At 54.5% G+C, this 23,040-nt stretch carries 17 protein-coding genes; 9 read left to right on the plus strand and 8 right to left on the minus strand.

The features are described from left to right. Nucleotides 1–79 precede the first annotated feature (79 nt). On the plus strand, nucleotides 80–2,014 hold the full coding sequence (locus tag OQH67_RS06400; protein ID WP_215434169.1) for a heavy metal translocating P-type ATPase: 1,935 nt from the start codon (nucleotides 80–82) through the stop codon (nucleotides 2,012–2,014). A gap of 240 nt (nucleotides 2,015–2,254) precedes the next feature. On the opposite strand, the gene rho is transcribed toward OQH67_RS06400, so the two are convergent. The 7 genes from rho to mul2A all read right to left on the minus strand — a co-directional run bounded on the left by rho (nucleotide 2,255) and on the right by mul2A (nucleotide 11,860). Then, on the minus strand, nucleotides 2,255–3,697 hold the full coding sequence (rho, locus tag OQH67_RS06405; protein ID WP_215434167.1) for a transcription termination factor Rho: 1,443 nt from the start codon (nucleotides 3,695–3,697) through the stop codon (nucleotides 2,255–2,257). After that, a complete protein-coding gene (coaE, locus tag OQH67_RS06410) occupies nucleotides 3,690–4,295 on the minus strand; it encodes a dephospho-CoA kinase (RefSeq protein ID WP_215434165.1) in 606 nt (201 codons plus the stop codon). The genes rho and coaE overlap by 8 nt, the downstream gene beginning before the upstream one ends. 95 nt (nucleotides 4,296–4,390) lie before the next feature. Further along, nucleotides 4,391–7,123: an Amuc_1098 family type IV pilus outer membrane protein gene (locus OQH67_RS06415; RefSeq protein ID WP_215434163.1), complete on the minus strand. Its 2,733-nt coding sequence runs from the start codon at nucleotides 7,121–7,123 to the stop codon at nucleotides 4,391–4,393. Between the two features lie 71 nt (nucleotides 7,124–7,194). Next, complete coding sequence (locus OQH67_RS06420) at nucleotides 7,195–8,208, minus strand: Amuc_1099 family pilus-like system protein (protein WP_067570598.1); 1,014 nt, start codon at nucleotides 8,206–8,208, stop codon at nucleotides 7,195–7,197. Between the two features lie 34 nt (nucleotides 8,209–8,242). Continuing rightward, nucleotides 8,243–9,199 (minus strand): Amuc_1100 family pilus-like protein, encoded by a 957-nt coding sequence (locus tag OQH67_RS06425; protein WP_215434161.1) that lies wholly within the window; start codon nucleotides 9,197–9,199, stop codon nucleotides 8,243–8,245. Between the two features lie 29 nt (nucleotides 9,200–9,228). Next, nucleotides 9,229–11,070 carry an Amuc_1101 family PilM-like pilus complex protein gene (gene mul2B / locus OQH67_RS06430; protein WP_082770028.1) on the minus strand — a complete coding sequence of 614 codons (1,842 nt, stop codon included), beginning with the start codon at nucleotides 11,068–11,070 and terminating at the stop codon, nucleotides 9,229–9,231. Between the two features lie 73 nt (nucleotides 11,071–11,143). Continuing rightward, the gene (mul2A, locus tag OQH67_RS06435; RefSeq protein WP_215434156.1) at nucleotides 11,144–11,860 is read right to left on the minus strand and encodes an Amuc_1102 family pilus-like protein; all 717 of its coding nucleotides are present in this window, start codon (nucleotides 11,858–11,860) and stop codon (nucleotides 11,144–11,146) included. 193 nt (nucleotides 11,861–12,053) lie between these two features. On the opposite strand from mul2A, the gene OQH67_RS06440 reads away from it, so the two are divergent. Further along, nucleotides 12,054–13,148, plus strand: coding sequence for a M42 family metallopeptidase (locus OQH67_RS06440; protein ID WP_215711667.1), 1,095 nt, complete (start codon nucleotides 12,054–12,056; stop codon nucleotides 13,146–13,148). Then, nucleotides 13,145–14,203, plus strand: a complete 1,059-nt coding sequence (gene lgt / locus OQH67_RS06445; RefSeq protein ID WP_215434152.1) for a prolipoprotein diacylglyceryl transferase — start codon at nucleotides 13,145–13,147, stop codon at nucleotides 14,201–14,203. Before OQH67_RS06440 ends, lgt begins: the two co-directional genes overlap by 4 nt. On the opposite strand, the gene OQH67_RS06450 is transcribed toward lgt, so the two are convergent. Then, nucleotides 14,200–14,934 (minus strand): hypothetical protein, encoded by a 735-nt coding sequence (locus tag OQH67_RS06450; protein WP_215434150.1) that lies wholly within the window; start codon nucleotides 14,932–14,934, stop codon nucleotides 14,200–14,202. The two genes, lgt and OQH67_RS06450, sit on opposite strands and share 4 nt — an antisense overlap. Before the next feature lie 155 nt (nucleotides 14,935–15,089). Here OQH67_RS06450 and OQH67_RS06455 point away from each other — a divergent pair, with 155 nt between their 5' ends. The 6 genes from OQH67_RS06455 (at nucleotide 15,090) to OQH67_RS06475 (ending at nucleotide 22,985) form a co-directional block, all read left to right on the plus strand. Next, on the plus strand, nucleotides 15,090–16,373 hold the full coding sequence (locus OQH67_RS06455; RefSeq protein WP_215434149.1) for an aminopeptidase P N-terminal domain-containing protein: 1,284 nt from the start codon (nucleotides 15,090–15,092) through the stop codon (nucleotides 16,371–16,373). A 65-nt stretch (nucleotides 16,374–16,438) separates the two neighbouring features. After that, on the plus strand, nucleotides 16,439–17,314 hold the full coding sequence (gene hisG / locus OQH67_RS06460) for an ATP phosphoribosyltransferase (protein ID WP_067570581.1): 876 nt from the start codon (nucleotides 16,439–16,441) through the stop codon (nucleotides 17,312–17,314). Between the two features lie 40 nt (nucleotides 17,315–17,354). Continuing rightward, on the plus strand, nucleotides 17,355–17,459 hold the full coding sequence (locus OQH67_RS13130) for a hypothetical protein (protein ID WP_012420149.1): 105 nt from the start codon (nucleotides 17,355–17,357) through the stop codon (nucleotides 17,457–17,459). 299 nt (nucleotides 17,460–17,758) lie between these two features. Next, a complete protein-coding gene (locus OQH67_RS06465) occupies nucleotides 17,759–20,116 on the plus strand; it encodes a ligand-binding sensor domain-containing protein (RefSeq protein WP_215434148.1) in 2,358 nt (785 codons plus the stop codon). After that, entirely contained in the window at nucleotides 20,098–21,567 is a 1,470-nt protein-coding gene (locus OQH67_RS06470) for a hypothetical protein (protein ID WP_215434146.1), read from the plus strand. Before OQH67_RS06465 ends, OQH67_RS06470 begins: the two co-directional genes overlap by 19 nt. 128 nt (nucleotides 21,568–21,695) lie before the next feature. Further along, nucleotides 21,696–22,985: a hypothetical protein gene (locus OQH67_RS06475; protein ID WP_215458906.1), complete on the plus strand. Its 1,290-nt coding sequence runs from the start codon at nucleotides 21,696–21,698 to the stop codon at nucleotides 22,983–22,985. The last annotated feature ends 55 nt before the right edge of the window (nucleotides 22,986–23,040 follow it).

The raw sequence follows: 23,040 nt of genomic DNA on the forward strand, positions 1-23,040 counted from the left end.
TGCTGGCAAACCTTGTGTTAGGCATAACTAACAAGAGGCTTGCCATAGCGGCGGAGCGGGCGTACAAGCGGAACAGACCATGAGCAAGGAACATTCCCACGAACACGCTTTTGAAGAAATGTCCTGCGGGACCGGGTGTTGCTGCTCGGGAGGTTCCTGCGGAACGGAAGGGGCAATCAGGCCCGTGCCCGCCATCCTGGGGATAGCCCTGTTTGCCGCGGCTCTGGTGGCGGGGGGCGATACCTGGTTCGGCTTGGCGGCGTATGCGGGAGCCTATCTGCTGATCGGGTGGGATGTCTTGAAAACGGCTTTTATCGGACTGAGGCACGGGCGCGCCATGGATGAAAACTTCCTGATGAGCATCGCTTCCCTGGGAGCCATGTTCCTGGGGGATTATTCCGAGGCCGTGGGGGTAATGCTTTTTTACCGGGTGGGGGAATACCTCCAGGAGCGCGCCGTGGGGAGTTCCCGCCGTTCCGTCAGGGAACTGATGAAATTGAGGCCGGATGCGGTACATGTGAAAGAGGACGGCATCGTCCGGGACCTCCCTCCGGCGGAGGTGGAGCCGGGTACCCTGATTGAAGTGAGGGCCGGGGAGCGCATCCCTCTGGACGGCGTGATCGTGGGCGGCCATTCCGTGCTGGACACTTCCGCCATGACCGGGGAATCCCTGCCGGTGGAGGCGGGGGAGGGAACCTCCGTCATGGCCGGATACATCAACGGCCAGGGCGTACTGTACGTGCGCACGGACCGTGACTGGAAGCACTCCGCCCTGGCGCGGGTGCAGGAACTGGTGGAAGCCGCTTCCGGCAATAAGTCCCGCATTGAGGGAAGGCTGAGCAGGTTTTCCCGCATTTATACGCCGCTGGTTATCGCCATTGCCGTCCTGGTGTTTCTGTGCTACCCCTTTGTGACTGGCGGAAGCTGGGGAGACGGCCTTTTCCGCGCCCTGGTGCTGCTGGTGATTTCCTGTCCGTGCGCCCTAGTGCTGTCCGTCCCCCTGGGTTTCTTTGCCGGGATAGGCCGGGCGGCGCGCAACGGAATCCTGGTGAAGGGCAGCAGCTATCTGGATGCGCTGCGCAAGGTAAAGACCGTGGTGTTTGACAAGACGGGGACGCTGACGGAAGGCGTGTTTGCCGTGGATGAAGTTCTGCCGTGCGCCGGGGTATCCCCGGAAAGCCTGCTGTACTGGGCGGCCCACGCGGAAAGCGCCGCTTCCCATCCTCTGGGCCGTTCCATTGTGAAAGCGTATGGAGGCGCCCTGTTTCCGGAGCGTGTGGCGGATATGGTGGAAATGACGGGCGGAGGCGTTTCCGCCCGGGTGGAGGGCAGGTCCGTTCTGGCGGGCAAGAAGACATTTTTGAAGGATGCCGGTGTGGCGGTCGATGACCTGGAGGAACGCGGTGCCACGATTTACGTGGCCCTGGACGGAGTGCTGCTGGGGCGTCTGCGCATGTCCGACCAGGTGAAGCCCGGAGCGGCCCTGGCCGTCAGGGAATTGAGGGATTTGGGCGTAAACAGGCTGGTCATGCTGACGGGGGATTCTTCCTCCGCCGGTAGGGAAGTGGGGGACAGGCTGGGACTGGATGAAGTATTCAGCGGCCTGATGCCGGCGGAGAAACTGGAGCATATCCAGGAGTTGAAAGGCGTAGATGGCCTGGTAGCCTTTGTGGGGGACGGCATGAATGACGCGCCGTCCCTGGCCGGGGCGGACATAGGCATCGCCATGGGTGGAGTGGGATCGGATGCCGCCCTTCAGGCGGCGGACGTGGTGCTGATGAAAGGTGATCCCGTATCCGTCCCGGAAGCCATCCGCCTTTCCATGGCAACGGAGCGCATCATTGTGCAGAACATCGTCATGATTCTGGGAATCAAGATATTGGTCATGGTTCTCGGTATTCTGGGCCTGGCCGGCATGTGGGCCGCCGTGATGGCGGACGTGGGCGTTTGCCTGCTTGCCGTCGGCAACTCCATGCGCATTTTCCGCGTAAAAACCCGGCAGGGAAAGGAATAAAGGCGGCTTTCCTGTCCCTTCCGGCGTGACTTTGGCAGACATGGCAACTTGAGGGCCGTGTGACGGGAATTCATGCCTTTTCCTGTTCTCCCGCTGTTCATCTGCAGCAAGCGGCAGCATGGAATCCGGGCAGGAAGGGATGAAGGTTTTTTCCTCATTTTTGCCCTTGATTCATCAAAAAGCCTCCGTGCCGGGTGCGGCACGGAGGCTGGAGGAATGAAAAGCCCGTGATGCTGGGTTTTAACGCAGGCCGGTCAGAAGCAGCTCCGCGTTGTTCTGGGTTTTGGAAATATTTTGCAGCAGGGCCTGAAGACCCTCCCAGCCGGGTTTTATGGCAAGCTGGCGGCGGAGCTGCATGATTTTGACGAACTCCTGTTCGTTATACAGCCTGTCGTCATTGCGGGTGCCGCTTTGGGAAAGGGAAATGGCCGGATAAATGCGCCGTTCGGAAAGTTCCCTGTCCAGGCGGATTTCCAGATTGCCCGTACCCTTGAACTCCTCGAAGATCACTTCGTCCATCCTGGATTCCGTGTCCACCAGGCAGGTAGCGATGATGGTCAGGCTGCCGCCTTCCTCCACATTGCGCGCGGCGGAAAAGAATTTGCGGGGTTTTTCCAGGGCATTGGAGCCGAGACCGCCGGACATGATGCGGCCGCCCGTTTGATTGGCATTGTAGCCGCGTGCCAGGCGGGTCAGGGAGTCCAGCAGGATCACGACGTCCCGGCCCATTTCCACCAGGCGCTTGGCGCGTTCGATGACGAGGTCGGAGACCTGGGCATGGCGGCGGGAAGGTTCGTCAAAGGTGGAGGCATAAACCGGGGCGTCCACGGTCTCTTCAAAATCGGTCACTTCCTCCGGGCGTTCGTCCAGAAGAAGAACGATCAGTTCCACCTGGGGATAGTTGGCCCTGATGGAGCGCGCGATCGTTTTCAGAAGAACGGTCTTGCCGCCGCGGGGAGGCGCCACGATGAGTCCGCGCTGCCCTTTGCCGAAGGGCGTCATCAGGTCCAGCACGCGCATGGCCGCTGAATTGACCTCCTTGTTTTCCAGCAGCAGGCGTTCCTTGGGGAAGAGGGGGGTGAGGCGTTCAAAATCCTGGGACGCCCTGTATTCTTCCGCGGGAATGCCTTCCACGCTGATGACGGCGGAGGCGGAGAGGTATTTGTCATGGGGCCTCAGCTTGCGCAGCCTGACCTTGATCAACTGGCCCACGCGCAGATGCAGGGGCTTGATCAGGTTGCCGCCCAGGTAAATATCGTCCGGGGATGTGCGGAAACTTTTGACCGGATCCCTCAGCATGGCGTAATTGTCCTTGGCCTGCTCCATGACACCGGAGACGACTACTTCATGGCCCTTGGCGAGAAGCTGCCTGCCCAGTTCGAACACAAGCTGTGACTTGGTGAGGGAGGAGGAGTTCCGGATGGGGAGGGTTTCCGCCATTTCCTGGAGGTCGTTCAGGGGCCGCCGGCGCAGTTCGTTGATGTCGATCTGTTCCAGAATGGGCCGGGATTCCGGTTCCTCCTGCGCGGATTCCGGGGTGGACGGCACGTCCGGAGCGCTCTCTTCCGCCGGGGCGGGGAGCAGGACCGGAAGAGCCTGTTCCGGAGCGGGCGCGTTCTGTGCGGAGTCGGCCTGGGGAATTTCTTCGTCGGGGAGCGGCTTGTTTTCGCGTTCTTCAGTCATGGAAAAAGTGTTGATGAAATCTTTGGGTTTGTTGTTGGAGCAGGGAGGGGGGGCCTTCGTTCCAGATCACGAAATCGGCTTTGGCCACCTTTCCCATAATGGGATGCTGGGCGGCCAGAATAGCCTCAATCATATCCTCGCGGAATCCGTTCCTGAGGGCTAGGCGAGCCTTTTGCGTTTCCCGGGAAACGGCTACCACGCATACGGCATCCTGATGGTAGCGCGCCGATGTTTCAAAAAACAGCGGCACGTCAATGACAAACCCGTTTACCGCCGCATTCTGCCGCGCCGCCTGCATTTGCGCAAGACATTCTTGGTGCAGCAGGGGATGAATAAGTCCTTCCAGAATTTTTCTGCTTTCCGGATTGCGGAAGACCAGCTCTCTCAGGAAATGTCTGTCCGCCCGTCCCGCGCCGTCCACGCTGCCGGGGCCGAACGCCCGGATAAGGGCGTCTTTCAGAAGGCCGCTGTCCAGCAGTCTGCCTGCTTCCGCATCACAGTCAAACAGGCGCAGATGCGGTGCGCCCATTTCCATGAGCAGGCGGATGGCTGTGGATTTGCCTGTGGCGATTCCGCCGGTGACGACCAGTGTTTTCATGATGAGCAAAGTGGGAAAGACGTCAGGTTGGGATGCAAAGAGCGGGTGAAAGGTCACCCTTTCACCCGCTCCGGTATGGACTTTATGCACGCTGACTACATAATAGGAGGCAACAGGCCTCCTTCAGTGGACGGCAACGCGTTTTCCGCGCCGGCGGCAGTCGTCGGGAGGGAATTCCCGCGGACAGGCTGGCCGGTGGCATCAATGATCTGACCGGTCACGAAGATCATCAGATTTTTCTTGATGTGGTTGTCGGAGTTGCTGCGGAAGAAGCGGCCGACGAGGGGCAGGTCGCCAAAGATAGGCACCTTGTCTTCCACCGTCTGGACGTTTTCCGTGATCAAACCACCGATTGCCACGGTGTGGCCGTCGTAGATGAACAGGGACGTTTCAACGGAACGCTTGGAGAAGATCGGCTGCTCAATGCGGTTTTCCGTCAGGGTCAGAGACATCGGCTTGCCGTCGGAACCCACGCCGGTGGATTGAATCGGGCTGCCGTAGTTCACGAAGCCTTCAAATTCCACGATGCTGGGCTTGAAGCTCAAGTCAATGATGTACTTGTTCTCCGCGATGGTGGGCACCACTTCCAGGGTAACGCCGACGGGCTTCATTTCAAACACGCCGGGAGTGGCGGGAGTGACGGGGAAGCTGGTCACCTGGGCCGGATTGTTATTGAGGACATCGTCCAGAATATTGTTCCGGTTGTTGTTGCCGCCCCAGCTGCTGACGTTGTTGGGAAGTTCCGGGGGTTCGTATTCGGTGGGATACCAGAATTCGCGGATGATCTCAATTTTGGCCGTTTCGCCGGACTTGGCGGTAACGCTCGGAGCGGTGAGGACGTCGGAACCCTTCTTCTGGGACAGGCCGCGCATCAGCATCTGGAAGGAGCCTTCATCATAAATGCCCGTGAGGGACATGATGCCGGGAGCCGGGCTCTTCTGCGTGGCTTCGGAACGGTTGGTGCTGTTGAGCAGGTTGTCCACGGAGTTCTTGGAGATGGCGAAGTCGCCTGTGCGGTTGCCGCCCACCAGGCCGTTCACCAGGCCGTTTCCGTGTGAGTCCGTGTTGGTGCTGTTTACGGGCCAGCCGCTGACGCCGCCGGGAGACTGGGTGAAATCGCTGGAATTGAGTCCGGAACCTTCGCTGGTGCCGCCGCCCAGGAAGGTGCTGCGGTCATTGCTGACGGAGAACGGAGTGACAATCCAGTCAAAGCCGAGTTCTTCCGTGTTTTCCTGGGTTACTTCCACGAACTTGGTCATGATGCGCACCTGCTGGGATTCACCGCGGGTTTGCTCAATAAGCTGTTCAATGAGGTCCAGGTTGCCCTGCGTGTTGCGGACAATGAGGGTACCGTTGCTGGCGCTGAAGATGGCGGATGCCCCTTCCGGGAACTGCACACCGGCTTTCTTGAGCAGGTTGTAAGCGGAAGGCAGGGGCTTGATACTGGAGGAGGAGCTGTCGCCGCTTCCGAAGGGATCGGTGTCGCCACCGTCGTCGCCGCCGCCCAGAGAACTGGACAGGGAACGGAGGAAGCCGGGAGGCACGGGGAATGTACGCTGGTACAGGTCCACGTCATTGCCGCCGGCGGGAAGGATGGTGACGGCATAGTCTTCCACTTTCTGGCGCAGGCCAGCATTGCGGCAGATGAAGTTGAGCACTTCCAGCATCGGAACGTTGGTGAGCTTCAACTGGCCGATCTTGCGGGTGCGGATGCTTTCCTGGGGAGCTGCCGCCACCGGAGCGGGTTCCGTGGATTCCATGCCGTCTTCACCAAAGCCGGGATCATCCGCAGGAACGGTGGCCACGGGAGTGGTGCCCACGGGCTGGGCGTCATTGATGACAAAGTTGATGCCGCGTTCTCCGTTTACGCCGGTACGGTCCAGTTCCACGGACTTCCTGCGCAGGTAGTCGATGGCATCTTCCACCGTGGTGTCTTCAAAGGAAACGGAGGGAATGATGATGCTCTTGAGCTTCATCAGGTTGGCGGTGGCGCCGCTGACTCCGGTGTCGGGACCAGGGCCGATATTCTCCGGGCCATCCGGAATTTCAACCGGAATGGGGCGTTCCCAGATCTGGTCCACTTCCGCCAGCATGGAGCTGCGGGTTTCGTCGTACGCAGCGCGGTAATAGGCGGACCTGCGTCGGTTTACCGTTTCCATGCCGCGGCGCGCCGCAACGTTGTAGCGGTCAATCGTAAGAACCTTGTTGAATTCGGCGATGGCTTTATCATATTCGCCGAGGTCATAGTAACCATAGGCCATGTGAAGGAGGGTGTTCACCTTTTCCACGTTCTTGACGTGTTCGGGAGTGAGCGCCGGATTCGTGCGAATCGGGTCCTTCATGTATTCGAGCGTCTGTTTGGCAAGCGCGGCTTTCTTGGGATTGAGCCGGATGGCGTCCTGGAGGAGCTTGTCGGCTTCATCATAGCGGCCTACCTTGATGTATTCCTGCGCAACGGCGATGCTGGCGTCGCCAATGTTGTTGGCGATGGCTTGCCTGCGCTGGTCGTTGACCGGTGCGGCGGGCAGCGTGCTGTAGGCGGCATTGAATTTGTCCAGGGCTTCCTTGTACTTGCCTTCGCGGTACAATTCACGGCCTTCGGAAAGGAGCTGCATTGCTTCCTGGGTTTGAGCCTCGCGGCGTGCCATGGCGCGGCGTGCCGCGTCTGATTGGCCCGCAGCATAGTATCCAGCATAGGAGGTACCCAAGGCGCTGGAGGCTCCGACGCTGCCGTAATCCTCACCGGCCTGCGCAAAAGGGCAGGACGCGGCAATGGCCATCAGCGCGATCAGAGAACGCTTCGATTGATAAAGTGGTGCGTGGTCCATAGTTAGGTTCTTCTTTTTACATGTTTTTCGGATTTGTGAAGCTTTTTTTTTAGAAAAGTGAAAATCCGGGTCTATTTTTTCTTGCTCAGTGTTGTTTGTTCTCCTGTTGTTTTGTTGGCAATGGTTACGGTTTGCGTTGCATTATCAACGGTTTTCAGCGTGTAAGTCTGCTTGGTGTCACCGGGTATCTGGAAGTCGGCGCCTTCCTCTACTTCAAAGCTGGTATCCCGTTTGGGACCGGCGGCAATAGTAAGGTTTACTTTCTTATCAATGATGGGTATGAAATACTTGGCTCCCCTTCTGACCGTGTAGGTTTGGCCGTTCTTGGTCGGCTTCAAATCCTTGACGGTCGCTTCGGGGTCCGTTTCCACCATGTTGAGGCTTTCATTCTTGAATTCCTTGTTGGCCACGCTGACAAGCTCGAACCTGGGCTTTTCATTCGTGTTCTTCCTGGCCCCGAACTGGCCGTTGAGCTGGACGGTGCTTCTCCACAGGTCCTGTCTGGCGCGATTTTGCCCCTTGAAGGTGAAATCGTTGCCGTCCGCCTGTGAGAAGACCAGGTAAAAGCCGAACTGCTTGATTTCGTCCACATACAGTTTGTTGATGAGAGGCGGGTGGCTGTTGGGATCGTTGGGATGCGTTTTGGCCTCGTATTCCTCCTGGACGGTAAAGCCGTCGTTGTCCGGGTCACGGGTCAAGACATCCGAATAAATGAAAATGTCTTCCAGCCCGTTGTCCAGGAACCATTTATTGGGGATATTCCCGTGAATGGGCGGTCCGGACACGATATCGAAGGGTTCCGTCCCCCCCGTCTTGATCCAGAGGTTGGGGGCAACGAACCCCACATATTCCTGGGTTTCCTGGACGATGGGTTTGAGTTCGTGGGAAGCGGAGATTTCCTGGTTGACTGTTTCCGCCTTCTTGATGCCGGAGGGCGGTTCCACGGGTTTTTCCGAAACACGGGTGGTAAATTTGTACTGGTCGTCCAGCTTCATGAAGGTCCAGGCGCCGTAAGCGGCCACCCCCAGGCCCAGAACGATGCCGGAGACCATCAGGATCTTGTCGTAGTTTTGTTTTTCAGACATGGTGAAATTGTTTTCTGCGAATTGATTGCCGTAATTAGTCTTCAGACGGTTCCTGCGCCTTGGGCTGTGCGAAGTGAACCAGGTTCAGAGAAACCTGGACCATCACTTGTTCCTTGCCCATGTAGGGCTTGATTATTTGCTGGATGGGGGGCTCGGCCGGAGCCGCCGCTTCCCCCGCCGGAGTCAGGCTCGCCGCTCCCGTCTGGGGCTGTGCGGAGGCAGGCTGTGCGGCTGCCGGATTGGTGATGGGCGGCGGCATCATCCGTTCGTTGCGTATTCTGATGGAATTGACCGTGAACAGGTATTCCTGGGAATCCGTAATGGCGTTCATGGCTTTCAGAACGCTTCCCCGGTCGCCCTGGAAGGCGATTTCCAGCGGCATGCCCGTCCAGGGAGCCTTCTGGTCTGAATCTTCCTCATCTTCCGTGTTCCGCGCCGGATTTTCAATGGGAAGCTGGGAACGGTAAACCTTGATGAATTTGGTCAGCCCGCAGTCTGTGAGTTTGTTGACCAGGCTGTTGATGGCCTTCATTTCAAAGGTCAGCGTGGGCGTAGCCTGCACGGAGGGAGCCTGGGTGCTGTAAAGCTGGAATCCAAGCCAGGAAGAAGTATCCGTAATCTGGATGTTTTTTTCCTTGCAGGAGGCTATCAGGGATTCCCGGAAGGCCTTCAGCTCATTCTGGAACGCCGTGGGGGTGGTGGGAGCCAGCACGGAGGAAGCCATGAAGGGCTTGTATGCCGTTTCCAGATTGCCGATGGCCTTGGCATAGCGGTTCAATTCCTTTTCCAGCTCCTTGTTGGACGTATGGCTCGGCGTAATTGCCGCGGCGTTGGCCGACTTGATTTCCTGGGAAGCGGACTTGATTTTCTTATCCAGGTCACTGCGTTCGGAATTAGCCATGTACCCAGCCACGGACAGCCCAAGGAATAAGAGGAGCCCCACGCCCGCTACCATAGCGGCAGGCTTGTTGTCTGTAATCCAATTGCTCATAAAATATATCTTGTTGGGGTTGGGTAGTCTTACTTGTTAAAATGTACGGGAATGGGCGTTTTCAGCGGAAGCACCAGCTTGAAGGGAACGAAGGCCCCTGCCGCGGCGTCTATCTTGGCGTCCTTGGCGCCCAGTTCCATGATCTGGCGGACTTCGAGTTTCCTGTCTCCATTCTTGAATGTGAATAGGGAATCCTTGTTCGCATCCATTTTGGCCTGGAGGTCCTGAATGAGCTTCTGGCCGCCGTCGGATCGTTTGGCGAGGCCGGTCAGACGGATGGCATTGACGCTGTAAACGGCATTTTCCTCTTCATCACTGGCGGAGTTTGCGGCCGTCTCCGTCCTGATGTTTTCCACCAGGGAGGTGTTTTTGTCGGAAAGGAAGGAGTCCTTGATGACGGAGTAGCCCGTGATCTGGGTGGCGTCCTCCGGATTGAAGTGCGCCACAGGTTCAAAATCCGTGAACCAATAGGGGTAATTCTTGTGTTCCGACTGTTCCAGAAGATGTTTGATAATGTCCGCATAGCCGTACCGCTGGAGAGTCAGCTGCTGGTAGGAGGCGAGGGTGGCGTCCATTTTCTTCAATTCCTGCTCCTTGAGGCGCAGGGCGGATTGTTCGGACTTGATGGAACTGACGGTGGGGGATACGCCGGAAAGGGTCTGCTTGGCCTTTTCCACACCCATGTAGCCCGTGACCGCATAGGCAGCCGCGCCGAGTACGGCGATGACGGCCCCGGTGATGATGGCGGGCATTTTCTTCTGGTTGGCCCGTTTTTTAGCCACTGCGGTGGGCTCCAGGTCAATGTTGAGGGACGCTCGGTCAACGGCGTTGATGGCCGTTCCGATCATGCCGCCCAGGGTGAAGGCTTCACGGGAAATGGTGTTCACGTCCACGCCGGAACCTACGCCCACGTTGTGCATGGGGTTGAAGAAGAAAATCGGTATGCCCAGCTTGTCTTCCAGGAATTCCTTGGTGTACGGAAGGGAGGAGCCCCCGCCGCACAAGTAGGCCTTCACGGGCGCGCTCCCCTTCATCTGGGCGCGGTAGTGGTTGGTCGTGCGCTGGATTTCGGAAGCCAGCCTGGTCATGGCCGTGCGGATGATGGTAGCCAGGTTGGCCGTGGCCGGGTCCAGCCCTTCCGTCTGTCCGTTGCTCATGGAAACGAGTCCGCTGGTGATCTTCAGACGTTCGGCTTCCACAAAGGACAGGTTGAATTCACGAGCGATGGCGGAAGTGACGAAAATACCGCCCGCGGAAATGCTGCGGGTGAAAAAGCGGCCCTGTTCGCTGTAGATCAGGTCGGTCGATTTGGCGCCAATGTCGATGAGCATGACGGGCTCCTTCTCTTCCGGGTAGCTGTCCACGTACGCGTTGTACAGGGAGGTCTGCGTGCAGTCCACCTTGCCGGTGGAAAGTCCATGGGAGGTGATTTCATCGTTCAGGGAATCCAGGTCTTCCGCCTTGATGGCGACCAGGACGGCCTCGCGTTCCAGCCCTTGGGCCGGCAGGAGGTGGTAGTCCCAGACGACTTCATCCAGCGGGAAGGGGACATGCTGCTGGGCTTCAAACCGGATGAGCTGTTCAACGTCCGTGTCGTCCAGGGCGGGAAGCTTGACAAAGCGGATGAAAACGGACTGTCCGGATACGGAATAATTGGCAACGCCGCCTTTGACGCGGAGCTCCTGGACGAGGTCGGCGACGGCCTCCCCCACTTTTGCCAGGCGCATGCCTTCTGCGGACGGATCCAGTACGATGAGACGCGTAGCGTAGCGGTCCAGGATGAGGTCGTTTTTATTCGTCTTGGAAAAGACGCCCATTGATACTCGCTGGGAACCTACGTTTAATGCGACGATTTGTCGTGAATTAGCCATGGGTGATTTCTGTTAAATAAAAAAGTGAAATGTGTACGGTCTTGGAAAAGCCGGAACGGAACGATACAAAAGATCAAAGATCGTCGGTTTCCGGCGGCGTCGGCGTTCCGAAGCCGGAAGGTTCCGGAGCGGAGCCTCCCTGGTGGAGGTTGGGCTTCATGATTTCCGGATAACGGTCATACCAATATACGGAGAAGGGTGTTTCATCCTTGTTCAGCAGGGGATAATAGGTGGTTTCCACAATGCTGGGGGACTGGATGGTCCACCATTTTTCCATCTTGCCGCGTTCAGAGGAATAGGTAGCCACTACCTTGCCGTTATATTCCACGACAACGCCTTCATACTTGACCCACTTGCCGCGGCCGCCTTCCGAGCCGGTGATGCGCTTGACGGAGGAGGGGGAAAGGTAAACGGAAGCGTAGGTGGATTCACCCACCGGAACATTGACGTACTTGATTTCCTTGTACAGTTTCAGGTACTGGCGCGCGCGGTCCGGATTGACCACGGCAATATAGAATTTGAACGTCAGGGAATCAATGTAGCCGGATTTGGGCATTGGAGAAGCTTCCACCTTGAAAGGCACTTCAAAATCCGCCCACCTCTTCGGCTTGGGCAGGGACCGCGGATCGTCCTGCGTGGGCACGTTCGGAGACTGGCGCATGTACAGGGACAGCTTGTCCAGGGTAACGCGCACCTGCGTTTTTGGGTTGCTCGTGCTTTGTGCGGATGCCGCAGGAATAAGAAGCACGGCAGCCAGCATAGCCGTGATGAAAGTAAGGATGGATTTCATAGCACAATTCGATTCCCTGATTAGTTACACCAAAAACCGGATTGTGGCTAGCAAAAATCTCTTGTTTCTTTCATGAAAACGGCAGGGAAAATTTGCTTGCGGTATTTGAGGGCCGCAAGCATCCGGTCAAGAAAAAATCATGCGGCACGGCTGCGGGCTTGACCTGGGAAGGGCGTTTTCACATGCTCGGCCCATGGCGATTGATTCGGATCTGCTGAAAAAATTTTCGGAAGCCCACGGTATCTCAGGACATGAGGATGAAGTGAGGGCGCTTGTGGCGCAGGAACTTTCCGGATATGGGGAATTTTCCGCGGACGGTTCCGGCTGCCTGTTCTGCACCAGCGGGGATTCCGGTCCCCGCGTGATGCTGGCGGCCCATATGGATGAAATAGGCTTTCTCGTTCAGAATATTACAGCCGGCGGCTTTCTACAGTTGGTGGGCATCGGCGGCTGGTGGCCGCATACCCTGCTGAGCCAGCGCGTTCTGGTGAGAACCCGCTCCGGACGCCGCATTCAGGGAGTGATCGGTTCCCGGCCCCCCCATTTTTTGCCGGAAGGCCAGCGCAACACCGTCATGGCCATGGATGCCCTGTTTGTGGATGTGGGGGCTGAAAGCGCAGAGCAGGTGAAGAACGAATTCGGCATCCGCCTGGGAGACCCCGTGGTGCCTGACGCAGCCTTTTCCCATCTGGAAAATCCGTTCCGCGTCATGGGCAAGGCATTTGACAACCGTGCCGGTTTATCCGTCATGGTAGAGGCTTTCAAGACACTGTGCCGGGAAGGGCACCCCAACACGCTTATTGCCGCCGCAACGGTGCAGGAGGAAGTGGGAACCCGTGGAGCCAGAACGGCGGGCGCCGCCATGAAGCCGGATTGCGTGATTGTCCTGGAGGCTCCCCCCGCGGACGATACCCCGGGATTTTCCTCCGGCGACTCCCAGGGAGCTCTGGGGGGCGGCGTGCAGATCAGATTGTTTGACCCTACGGCCATCACCAATCCCCGCCTGGCCGCATTGGCGGAGGAAGTGGCCGTGAAGGCGTCCATCCCCTTCCAGCTCACCGTGCGGCGTTCCGGCGGCACGGATGCCGGAGCGCTTCATCTCTCCGGAAAGGGAGTGCCCTGCATCGTGCTGGGAATCCCCACCCGGTACATTCATGCCCATAACGGGGTGCTGGACCTGCGCGATTACCGAGCCGCAACGGAGCTGACGGTAGCCCTGGCAAGAGGCCTGAACCGCGAAGCTGTGGAAAGCCTTACCCAATACCTGCCCGGAAAGGAACATTCATGAGTGCGTCTCCCTATGTACACGACCTGAACCCCGTTATCTGGCAGTTTACGGATTCCATCGCCCTGCGCTGGTATGGCGTTGCCTACCTGCTGGGATTTATCGCCGGGTATTTCCTGCTTTCCTGGCTCTCCCGCAGGAAGCTGTACCCCGTTCCGCAGGAAAGGCTGGCCGACTTTGTGACTTATGTGGCGATCTTCGGCGTGCTCTTCGGAGGCCGGCTGGGCTATGTATTTTTTTACCATATACCCAATCACGGCTGGGCCCAATTCCTGGCGGATCCCTTCGTGATCCTGCGCGTGTGGGAGGGCGGCATGGCCAGTCACGGCGGCATGATCGGCGTGGGGCTTTACACCTTCTATTATGCCTGGAAGCACCGTGTCAAATGGGTGGCCCTGCTGGATGGCCTGGCCATTGTCGCTCCCGTCGGCCTGTTCTTCGGGCGCATGGCCAACTTCATCAACGGAGAATTGTACGGGCGCATTGTTCCTCCCGGCTCCTCCCAGGGCATGATCTTTCCGGGGGAACTCGCACAGGACCCGGACTTGTTCATGCAGGTGGCCTCCCGCATTTATGGAGAGCCGGGACTGCTGGATAAAATGTATCTTTCCGGCATCTCCGTGCCGGAGCAAATGAATGCCGCCTGGGTGGCGGACAGGGTCAGGGATACCCCTGCCGTCAAGGAAATCGTGGCCCAGGTGATGGAGGGCCATGCGCGTTACCCCTCCCAGCTATATGAGGCCTTTGCGGAAGGCGTGGTGCTCTTTGCCATCCTGTGGTTCATCCGGGTGAAATTCCCGCGTGCCTGGAACGGCGTGTTTTGCGGCGTATTCGCCATTGTCTATGCCATCGGCAGAATCGTCTGCGAGGAATTCCGGGAACCTGACTCCCCGTTCTCCATGGGAATGACGCGCGGCCAGTTCCTTTCCGTATTCCTTATTTTCGTGGGTCTTGCCTTTCTGGTGTATGCTTTCAAGACCCGGAAGACGGTGCAGGACTGCGTTTTCTATGATCCCGCGGAAAAATCTGCCGCGGACGAGGAGAAGAAATCCGCTTAAAACGGGTTCAGATCAATCTGACCCGTCTTGGGAATGTAGCTTGAAGGGCCATCCTTGAAAATAGAGGAAATTCCGCTGGCGAAAAGCCGGAGGTTCCGCTTGTCAAAGGCAAAGCGTTCAAACTCCTTGACGGAAAACAGGGTGATGGGGTCCGTATTATAGGCTTTGAACTCCATGATGCCGGCATCCGTGCGCGTGTCCACAAGACGCCCTTCAATACCCACGTCCCCGCTCATGCAGCTGCCCAGCAGCAGGGATGTTCCCGGCAGAGGGGAGACCAGGGAAACCAGGTCCGACATGATGTTGCCGTCCACGTCCGTGGCTTTCAGCTTCACCATGGCCACGTCCAGAATGATGCAGCCCTTCGTGGGACGGGAAACCAGTTTCCAGTTGATTTTGCCGCCGGTCTGTCTGTTCTTTTCTTCCAGGACTCTGGCGATGTCCTTCTGGAGTTCCGTTCTGAACTGTTCCGCCAGCGCCGGGGCTTCCTTCGGGAACTGTGTCTTGATGTAATTGATATTGACGGGCGCTACGTACACGTTCAATTTTGGGGTGCTCCAAATGGCCTGTTCCGTGGGATTGTACCATACCCCTTCAAAGCAGCTTTGCCTGGAATCCGGGTGCAGGGGATGGGTGATCAGGGGTGAGGAAGGCAGTTTCTGGGAATTGGAGCAGGAAAGCGCCAGTCCGGCGCCCAGCAGCAGAAAAAATCGTGAAACCGTTCCGGACATGCAGGGTGTGACGGAATTCGAAAGACTCCTGTTAGGGGGTATGACCCGATTCCTTCCGAACGCTCTTCTTTTCTTGCGGAAGGCCGTTGAATCCATGCAATGCACCTGTCCCGATGCATGATTGACAAGCCGGAAAAGCGGAGCATGCTGTCGGTATGAGATACGAGCCGCTTCCCTCCTCCTTTTATTCCGGCAACCGTAAGGAACTGGCCTCCCGGCTGCCTGTCGGCAGCATGCTGATCCTGCACGCCAACGACGTATTCCCTACCAATGCCGACGGCACCTTCGCCCTGCATCAGAATGCCAACCTTTTTTATCTCACCGGCATCGACCAGGAGGAATCCGTGCTGATCATGACCATCCGGGCAGACGGGTGGGATGAAATCCTGCTGCTGAGGGAGACGAACGAACAGATCGCCATCTGGGAAGGCGCGCGGCTCTCCCAGCAACAGGCCCGGGAACTGAGCGGCATTCAGGACGTGCGCTGGACGAAGGAATACGACTCCCTGCTGGACCGCCTGGTGCCGACCGCCGGAATGGTTTTTGTGGAGGCCAACCAGCATCCCCGCTGCACCTGCCCGGTGGAAACGCGCAATGCCCGCATGACCAAGGAGCTGAAGGAAAAATTCCCGGACGTGGTTTTGAAAAACGTCTATGAAATCCTCTCCCTGATGCGCCAGATCAAAAAGCCGGAGGAAATTGAAGCGCTCAAAAAAGCCTGTGAAATCACCAATGAAGGATTCCGTGCGCTGCTCGGCTTCATCAGGCCGGGACTGGGGGAATGGCAGATAGAAGGCTTCCTCTCCAACGAATTCATCGGCAGGGGCGCCCGCAAATTCTCCTTCCTGCCCATCATCGCCTCCGGAAAGGATACCTGCGTGCTGCACTACATCCAGAACAGCAAGCGGTGTGAAGACGGCGCCCTGGTGCTCATGGACATAGGCACGGAATACGGCAACTACAATTCCGACATGACCCGTACCGTTCCCGTGAACGGGAAGTTCACGCCCCGCCAGCGCGCCGTGTATGAAAGCGTGCTGAACATGATGACCTATGCCAAAAGCATCCTGAGGCCCGGAATCCTCAAATCCGAATACGAACGCCTGGTACGCGTCTTCGCTGCGGGGGAACTCGTCAAGCTCGGCCTCATCACTCCGGCCCAGGTGGCGGAAAACCCGGCTGATCCCCCCATTGTCCGCAAATATTACATGCACGGATGTTCCCACTTCCTGGGGCTGGACGTGCACGACGTCGGGGAAAGCAACCCCGTCGTGCTGCCGGGCATGGTTTTCACCGTGGAGCCGGGCATTTACATCGCGGAGGAATCCATCGGCATCCGCCTGGAAAACGACATCCTGATCGGCGAGACGGAAAACACGGACCTGCTGGGGGACGTGCCGCTGCTGCCGGATGACATAGAACGGCTCATGGCCCGTTAAATTAACCGGCATGAGGTTCTGAACTTGACAATGAGGCTCGCGTGGGTTTTCATTTTCGTCCCATCATGTCGAAGAAACTCAAAATAGCACTTCCCAAAGGCAGTTTGCAGGACTCCACCGTGGAATTGTTCCGCAAGGCCGGCTACAACATCTATGTATCCAGCCGCGGCTACCGCCCGACTTCCGATGACGACGATCTGGAGCTCTTCCTGATCCGCGCCCAGGAAATCGGCCGTTACGTCAACGACGGTTTCATCGACTGCGGCATCACCGGACGCGACTGGATCTATGAAAACCGCGCGGATGTGGAAGTGCTGACGGACCTCCAATACTCCAAGGCCACCTCCAGACCCACCCGCTGGGTGCTGGTGGTTCCGGAAGACTCTCCCATCACTTGTGCTGAAGACCTGCAGGGCAAGCGCATCGCCACGGAAGGCGTGGGCATTACGGAACGCTGGCTTCAGGAAAAAGGCATCAAGGCCCATGTGGAATTCTCCTGGGGCGCCACGGAAGTGAAGGTGCCGGAACTGGTGGACGCCATCGTGGACATCACGGAAACGGGCAGCTCCATCAAGGCCAACAAGCTCCGCATCGTGGACACCCTGATGACCTCCTATCCCCAGTTCATCGCCAACAAGGAAACGATGGAGGACGAATGGAAGAGGCAGAAGCTGGAAGCCATGGTGCTCATGCTCAAGGGCGCTCTGGAAGCACGCCGAAAGGTGGGCTTGAAGATGAACCTTCCCGCCGCCGCCCTGGACGGCCTGGTGGAGGCCCTGCCGTCCCTGCGCCGCCCCACCATCTCCCATCTGGCGGAAGAAGGCTGGCTGGCCGTGGAAACAGTCATTGACGAATCCGCCGTACGGGATATCATTCCCCGGCTCAAGTCCCTGGGAGCGGAAGGCATCATTGAATACCCGCTCAACAAACTGGTTTATTAACCTTTTCTCACCATAGTAAAACAACAAACGAACCACAATCATGGGATCGCTCAAAAAACGCCGTAAAGCAAAAATCAACAAGCATAAGCGCAGCAAGCGCATGCGTCAGAACCGTCACAAGAAGCGTTTGCGTTACAAGTCCTAAGGTTTGTGCGCTTCGCTGCTCAAACTGGCAGTCAATCCGATTTCCGGAAAATCCCGGCGTCCTCCGTATCACGGAAGGGCGCCGTTTTTCTTTTGGACGGCTTCACGGCAACAATTTGATTTTATTTTGCTAATTTAAAGCATATGTATTGACATTTAGGATTTATTTGTAATAAATAGAATGTGTATTTAATAAGTAAAAAAATAACAACATCTGTCTTTGCCGGAGCCTTGTGTTTTTGTTACTTGCTAGCGGTTGCTTTAGGGAGGGATATTCCGCCGTGTCCCAATGCTTTTGTTATGGCCGCGCTGTACAGCAGGTCAGGAGATCTGTGGGTGGCGACGGAGGGGGAGGGACTGTTGAAACTTTCTCATGATTCGGATCATTGGGAAAAACAAAAGGGAAATGGTCTGCCGCGGACGGTCAATTTTCTTTCTTTGGTGGAAGACCGGCAGGGGCGTATTTGGGCCGGTACGGATAATCAGGGCGTGGCCGTCTGGAATGGAGAAAGCTGGATGCAGTATAATCAGAACAATGCCTTGCTGGGTGAGCGTGTTCCGGCTCTGGCGGTATCTCCCTTGAATGGTGATGTAGCCATAGCTACGTCCGGAGGATTGACCATTTATTCCGCTGAAACGGAAGAATGGAAGGACTTCACACGTGCCAACGGCTTGCCGGAGGATCAGATCGTATCATTGTCCTTCAATGAGCAGGGTGGGCTGTGGGCTGCTTTTTTGACAAACGGCATAGGGTATGCATCCCCTGCTTCCCGATATTCGGATTGGAAAATGGTACAGACAAAGTTTTATTGGGATAAGGAGCAGCGTATTCGCCAACCTGTGGAAGCGCGTGGAAAAGGACTGCCTTCCAACTTTAGTAATGCCGTTTGCGCAGCAGGTGGATCTGTGTGGGTGGGAACGATTGCCGGTCTTGGCTATGGAAGGAGCCTGCATGACTGGAATTTTTTAAGAGGCCGTGACTATAAAAGAAAAAATGCTGGCCTCTGGCTGGACACAGGGGACAAGCGCAAAAACAGGAGAGCGGGTTCTTTATCTGATTCCTCGTTGCTACCGGAAGACTACGTCACTTGTTTTTATCCGGTTCCCGGAGGAATGTGGGTTGGATTCCGTGAATCGGGGGCCTGTTTTGTTCGGACACCGTCCCTGACGATTCGTGAAGTGGATTTAAAGAAAGAAGTAGAAGAAAAGGCCCCTATTTATACGACCTGCTTCGTAGTGCTGCCGGGTGGAGAATTGTATGCGGGAACACACGGACACGGTTTGGTCAAGGCAGGGAAAACGGCCGTGAGACCTTCACCGGCATCTGGGAGGATAACCTCCGCGGATCATCCGCGCCCACCGCTTCTCCCGGCAATGCGGCAGATGGCAAGTCTGCCTGCCGGTCGCACGAGTCTGTCTCCAGAAGAAAAATTCGATACCTGCTACTGGTATGAGGATTGGGCCACGCAGGGAGATTGGTGCGGGCGTTACGGACAGGGGTACGCCCTGTTGTGTGCGGCTAATTCTCCTATAGGTGATATAGAGTATTCTTTTGATCCATCCTATGGATGCTTGCCAGTCCGGGGGCCGCATGCAAACGCAACATGGTTGAAAGGCGCTGTTACTTATATAAATGAACCCGGAATGCGTAGCATCCTGTATTGTCCGGAGAGTACTACAAGAACGCTGGCTTCATGGGGAGATGGTGGGGAAGATTATCCTTCCACTTTTGATGGTCCCGATTTGGGCGCCATTGTTACTGTTCCCGAAGGGAGACACCTTTTATCTCTTTATTTTTATGATCCCACTCCGCTTGCGGAGTACGATCTCCGCAATGGGATGCGGGATTATCTCATTGAAGTACGCAAAATGACTTCGGATTTCAACCTGGATATGGCTACAGGAAACGCGAAGTTGGAGAAAGGCCGGAATCCTCTTCAGTATTTGATGGAGGCTTTGACTACAACCAGCAGTATGCCCGTCCAGGCCAGGGGCCGTGTTAAGTCCTTTTCAGGAGGCGGAGTTTACAAGAATTTTATTCTGGATGGAAAAGGATGTTATTACATCCGACTGGTTAGGAATTATTCCGTCAATACAACGATCAACGGTATTTTTCTTTCTTCTCTGGATGAAACAAAAAAAGCTTGGATACGTTATAATAGCATTGGGAAGATGTCTGTCCCCTACGGTTTAAAGGCTCCTTATCCACCTTCTTTGAAAGAACAAGATTTGCACAAGTTGCCTGAAACTCTATTAGCAAGCTGGGCGGCAAGCCAGGATGTGGCCAGGAAAAACCTTCTTGAAATTTGGGAGAGCCGGAGGCAAGGAATTTATATTTATCGCCATTTGTTGACTTTAGGTGGTTTGGATCATGTTAAAATGAACTGGCGCTGGCATTTGAAGATATGGAATGACAGGGATAAAAATTATTTTAAAAGGCAGATGGAGAACGCGTGGGAGAGCCTGCAGGATTGTTTCGTCTTCTATCGTTCAAATGAATGGTCCCATTACGCACCTGAGACTACGATTCCTTTTTCCATTGAAGAAGTGGAAAAAATGCAAAGAAATAACATTGATTGGAAGCAGTACCGTGCCGATTCTGCACTTAAGCCGGAAGTGAGCGTTGAAGAAATGAAAAAATGGTTAAAAGAACATTAAAAATGACTTTGAGACAATTATTGCCGCTGACATGCTGTTTATTTTCTGCACAAGTTTTTGGTGCAGATGGAATATATGAATTTAAGGTAAAGATAGTTCCTGAAGAACTTGGTGAGTCTCAAATGACGCCGGATGGGGAAACCTTAATTGTGGGACGATGCGAAAATGATTCATCAACAGAAAATTTTTCATTGAAGGCGATAACACAATTCAAACCCAACAATTCCGGATATGAAGAAATGATCAGGCCTCCACAGAGAACGTATGAATGGAAATCTGGAGGAGATGTTGATATTCGGGATGAAAATAAGAAGATTGCAAAATTTGAGACAACTGAGAAAACATGGGGAAATGAATTTGAAGTTGAGGTTAAAGTTCAAACAATTATTGTGGGAGGGAAGAAAATACGTATTCCTGGGCAAGCCAAACAGAAAGCCATTGCTCCCAAGATAACATTGAAATCAGCCGTATTTAGTGAAACGGGAGGGGGAAGCGGCTTCAAAATATTGGATACATTCCGAGGGAAGCCAGTATCAACCCCTGAATTTATTAAAGATGACGAAAATGAGGAAAAAGAACAACCTCCAATAGGTTTTTATGCAGGTAGAAAAATCTCTTACATTCCTGAATTTGAAGTTTTGCCGCAAACCATAGAAACCTTGGTGGCGTGGTGTGAAGGGAACATATTGGAAACAGAAAAAAAAGAATTTTCCGTCAAAGGAGGGAAGGCTAGGGATAAGGTAGAAGGAAAAAAAGTTCCTCCACAAAAATGCCATCGTGGGCCTGAAGACCCATTTGACCAGAATGTATGGAAATTTAAAATATATGATGTGGAATTATCACTGGAAGAAAAAATGGATATTTCCTATTATGTATTATTGAATGAAGGAAATAGTCAGGACAAACCGTGGAAAAATTTACTGAAAGCGGCATTTGACAAATGGGAAATTGGGGGCGCTGAAAACAATAACGAATTGATGGATAAATTGAGTGGAGGAATCTCTCAGAGTTCAACATATCATGATGGCTGGAATCCCAAGGAAAATAAACGGACTTCTCTTTATATAGATCAGCAGCAATCTCCCATGCCGTTGTCCATAAGCAAGATGGTAGATGCTTTTTGCAATAGTAATGCAGAGATTATTTGTATAGAGGCCGCAGGATTGATGGAATATGCAGCCGGTGTATTGGGAAATGGAGGCGTTATCACCAAAGGTGTAAATTGGAAGGAGACAGGCCAGGTTCGTAACCCTGTAACGGGTCAATTGGAGGACAAGACTTGGTGGGATGGACATGCTTATTGTATTTTTGAAAGTCATGTTCATGATCCTGTTCCGAGGGGAGGCGGTCCAACAAATATGAATGAAAATAACTATATTGATCAAAAACTAAAGGATGGAAAACGAAGTGATTTCACTGATCCAGATCTCCGAAGCTTTGAATTTAAATAGATGTAATAATGATGATGAATTCCATGTGTCCGGCTAGTCGTTTCGGCCTATGTGTGATAGCATTTCTATGTATATTCTGTCAGGGTGCATATGGGCAATCAACGTTAAAGCCAGAGCCTCCTTTTGCCTTGGAGGATTACTATCTGAACAAGATAGCCTGGAGAATTGAACCTGGCATGAAATGGGAAAAGGTTTCGCTGGATATCTCTCCTGAAGAAAGAAAAATCAGCCTTGGGAATTTATATGAGGAGATTGATATAGATGAAAAAGAATCTGTAGAAAAACCGCCGCATACGGGGAATATTTTCGGATTACGCTCCTCTCTTAACTATTATATCGTGGGGAACAAAGGAGATAAAATGTGGAGCGTCGTAGATTCATTCGGTGAAGTATATATGAAATTCACTATTTTTTATTCTCCTGACAGAATATACAGCCGACAGGTAACGATGAAGAATTTCATGGAGATGGCGAGTCGTATGCCGCATGTACACCATGGACTGTTCATCTATCAGATACATGAAAACGGCTCAACGATGCTTGTCAGGAAGGATATGGTTCCCAGAAGTCTTTACTCTGTGGAGAGAGATGGCTACTCGTTATGGATAGATCCTTTTTCCTCTCTAAAATTGACGAATGAGGAAGCTATTCAGTTGACAGGAGAAATATTGGATGCCCTGGCTGGAAAGAGGAAATTTGGATTTTTCCCGACTCGAGCGCGTCATCTTGAAGCGATAAGCAAACTCGGTCCCCGGAAAAGGTCCATCCGGATGAGTCTTTTGAAAAGAGAAGCCAAATCGAAAATGGCTCCCGGGATTTGTGATGGCATAAACGGGAGAGGTTCAAAATTGATCAGAAAATTAAATACGATGGAAATCATCCGTCAAGCCGGTGCAAAGGAAAAAAGAGAGATCTTTCCAAACATCAGCAACGGCATAGGAACACTGGGCTGGATTCGGAAAAATATGGATGTTCCTTTTGAACCAAATGCCCGGAACGATGAGACGCATACTAACGGAATCAGTGGAAAGTTTACGATAAAACAGGAAGATCAGGAATACATTGTACATTACATGATAGCCCATTTGGGATCTCGAGCAGAAGCTTTGTGCTCCCTTTTTGCGATGCAGTGTAATCAATACGGACAGCGTGTTGATGTGGACCGGATCGCCGGCATGACCCGCGTGCATCCGGGACTGGTGGGGGATTATGATCTTTGTGTAAAGCCGATTTTGAATGAATTGGGGATGCCGGTGGCCGATTCGGAGAATGCGTGGATTTGTTTTGTGCGTGGCAATACAGCAGTGATGTTGAAGAGTGAGAACATGAAAATGTCCGTGTTGCCTTTGGCTAAAATCATCGACAAAGCGTTGAAAAAAAATATTGAATTATACGAAACCCCGGAAGTAGTCCGGTAATATTCTTGTAAAAATATTGGGAATGTTATTGTCACATAAAGATTAAATATGTTTA

Origin of the sequence: Akkermansia biwaensis (assembly GCF_026072915.1) — a bacterium.
Taxonomy (GTDB): Bacteria; Verrucomicrobiota; Verrucomicrobiia; order Verrucomicrobiales; family Akkermansiaceae; genus Akkermansia; species Akkermansia biwaensis.

Excerpts from the sequence above, each read along its gene's own strand:
- OQH67_RS06420 (WP_067570598.1), bottom strand. The coding sequence starts at position 8,208 with ATGTCTGAAAAACAAAACTACGACAAGATCCTGATGGTCTCCGGCATC.
- OQH67_RS13130 (WP_012420149.1), top strand. The coding sequence starts at position 17,355 with ATGGGATCGCTCAAAAAACGCCGTAAAGCAAAAATCAACAAGCATAAG.
- hisG (WP_067570581.1), top strand. The coding sequence starts at position 16,439 with ATGTCGAAGAAACTCAAAATAGCACTTCCCAAAGGCAGTTTGCAGGAC.
- mul2B (WP_082770028.1), bottom strand. The coding sequence starts at position 11,070 with ATGGCTAATTCACGACAAATCGTCGCATTAAACGTAGGTTCCCAGCGA.
- coaE (WP_215434165.1), bottom strand. The coding sequence starts at position 4,295 with ATGAAAACACTGGTCGTCACCGGCGGAATCGCCACAGGCAAATCCACA.
- OQH67_RS06425 (WP_215434161.1), bottom strand. The coding sequence starts at position 9,199 with ATGAGCAATTGGATTACAGACAACAAGCCTGCCGCTATGGTAGCGGGC.
- OQH67_RS06465 (WP_215434148.1), top strand. The coding sequence starts at position 17,759 with ATGGCCGCGCTGTACAGCAGGTCAGGAGATCTGTGGGTGGCGACGGAG.
- OQH67_RS06470 (WP_215434146.1), top strand. The coding sequence starts at position 20,098 with ATGGTTAAAAGAACATTAAAAATGACTTTGAGACAATTATTGCCGCTG.
- OQH67_RS06455 (WP_215434149.1), top strand. The coding sequence starts at position 15,090 with ATGAGATACGAGCCGCTTCCCTCCTCCTTTTATTCCGGCAACCGTAAG.
- OQH67_RS06415 (WP_215434163.1), bottom strand. The coding sequence starts at position 7,123 with ATGGACCACGCACCACTTTATCAATCGAAGCGTTCTCTGATCGCGCTG.
- mul2A (WP_215434156.1), bottom strand. The coding sequence starts at position 11,860 with ATGAAATCCATCCTTACTTTCATCACGGCTATGCTGGCTGCCGTGCTT.
- lgt (WP_215434152.1), top strand. The coding sequence starts at position 13,145 with ATGAGTGCGTCTCCCTATGTACACGACCTGAACCCCGTTATCTGGCAG.
- OQH67_RS06450 (WP_215434150.1), bottom strand. The coding sequence starts at position 14,934 with ATGTCCGGAACGGTTTCACGATTTTTTCTGCTGCTGGGCGCCGGACTG.
- OQH67_RS06400 (WP_215434169.1), top strand. The coding sequence starts at position 80 with ATGAGCAAGGAACATTCCCACGAACACGCTTTTGAAGAAATGTCCTGC.
- rho (WP_215434167.1), bottom strand. The coding sequence starts at position 3,697 with ATGACTGAAGAACGCGAAAACAAGCCGCTCCCCGACGAAGAAATTCCC.
- OQH67_RS06440 (WP_215711667.1), top strand. The coding sequence starts at position 12,054 with ATGGCGATTGATTCGGATCTGCTGAAAAAATTTTCGGAAGCCCACGGT.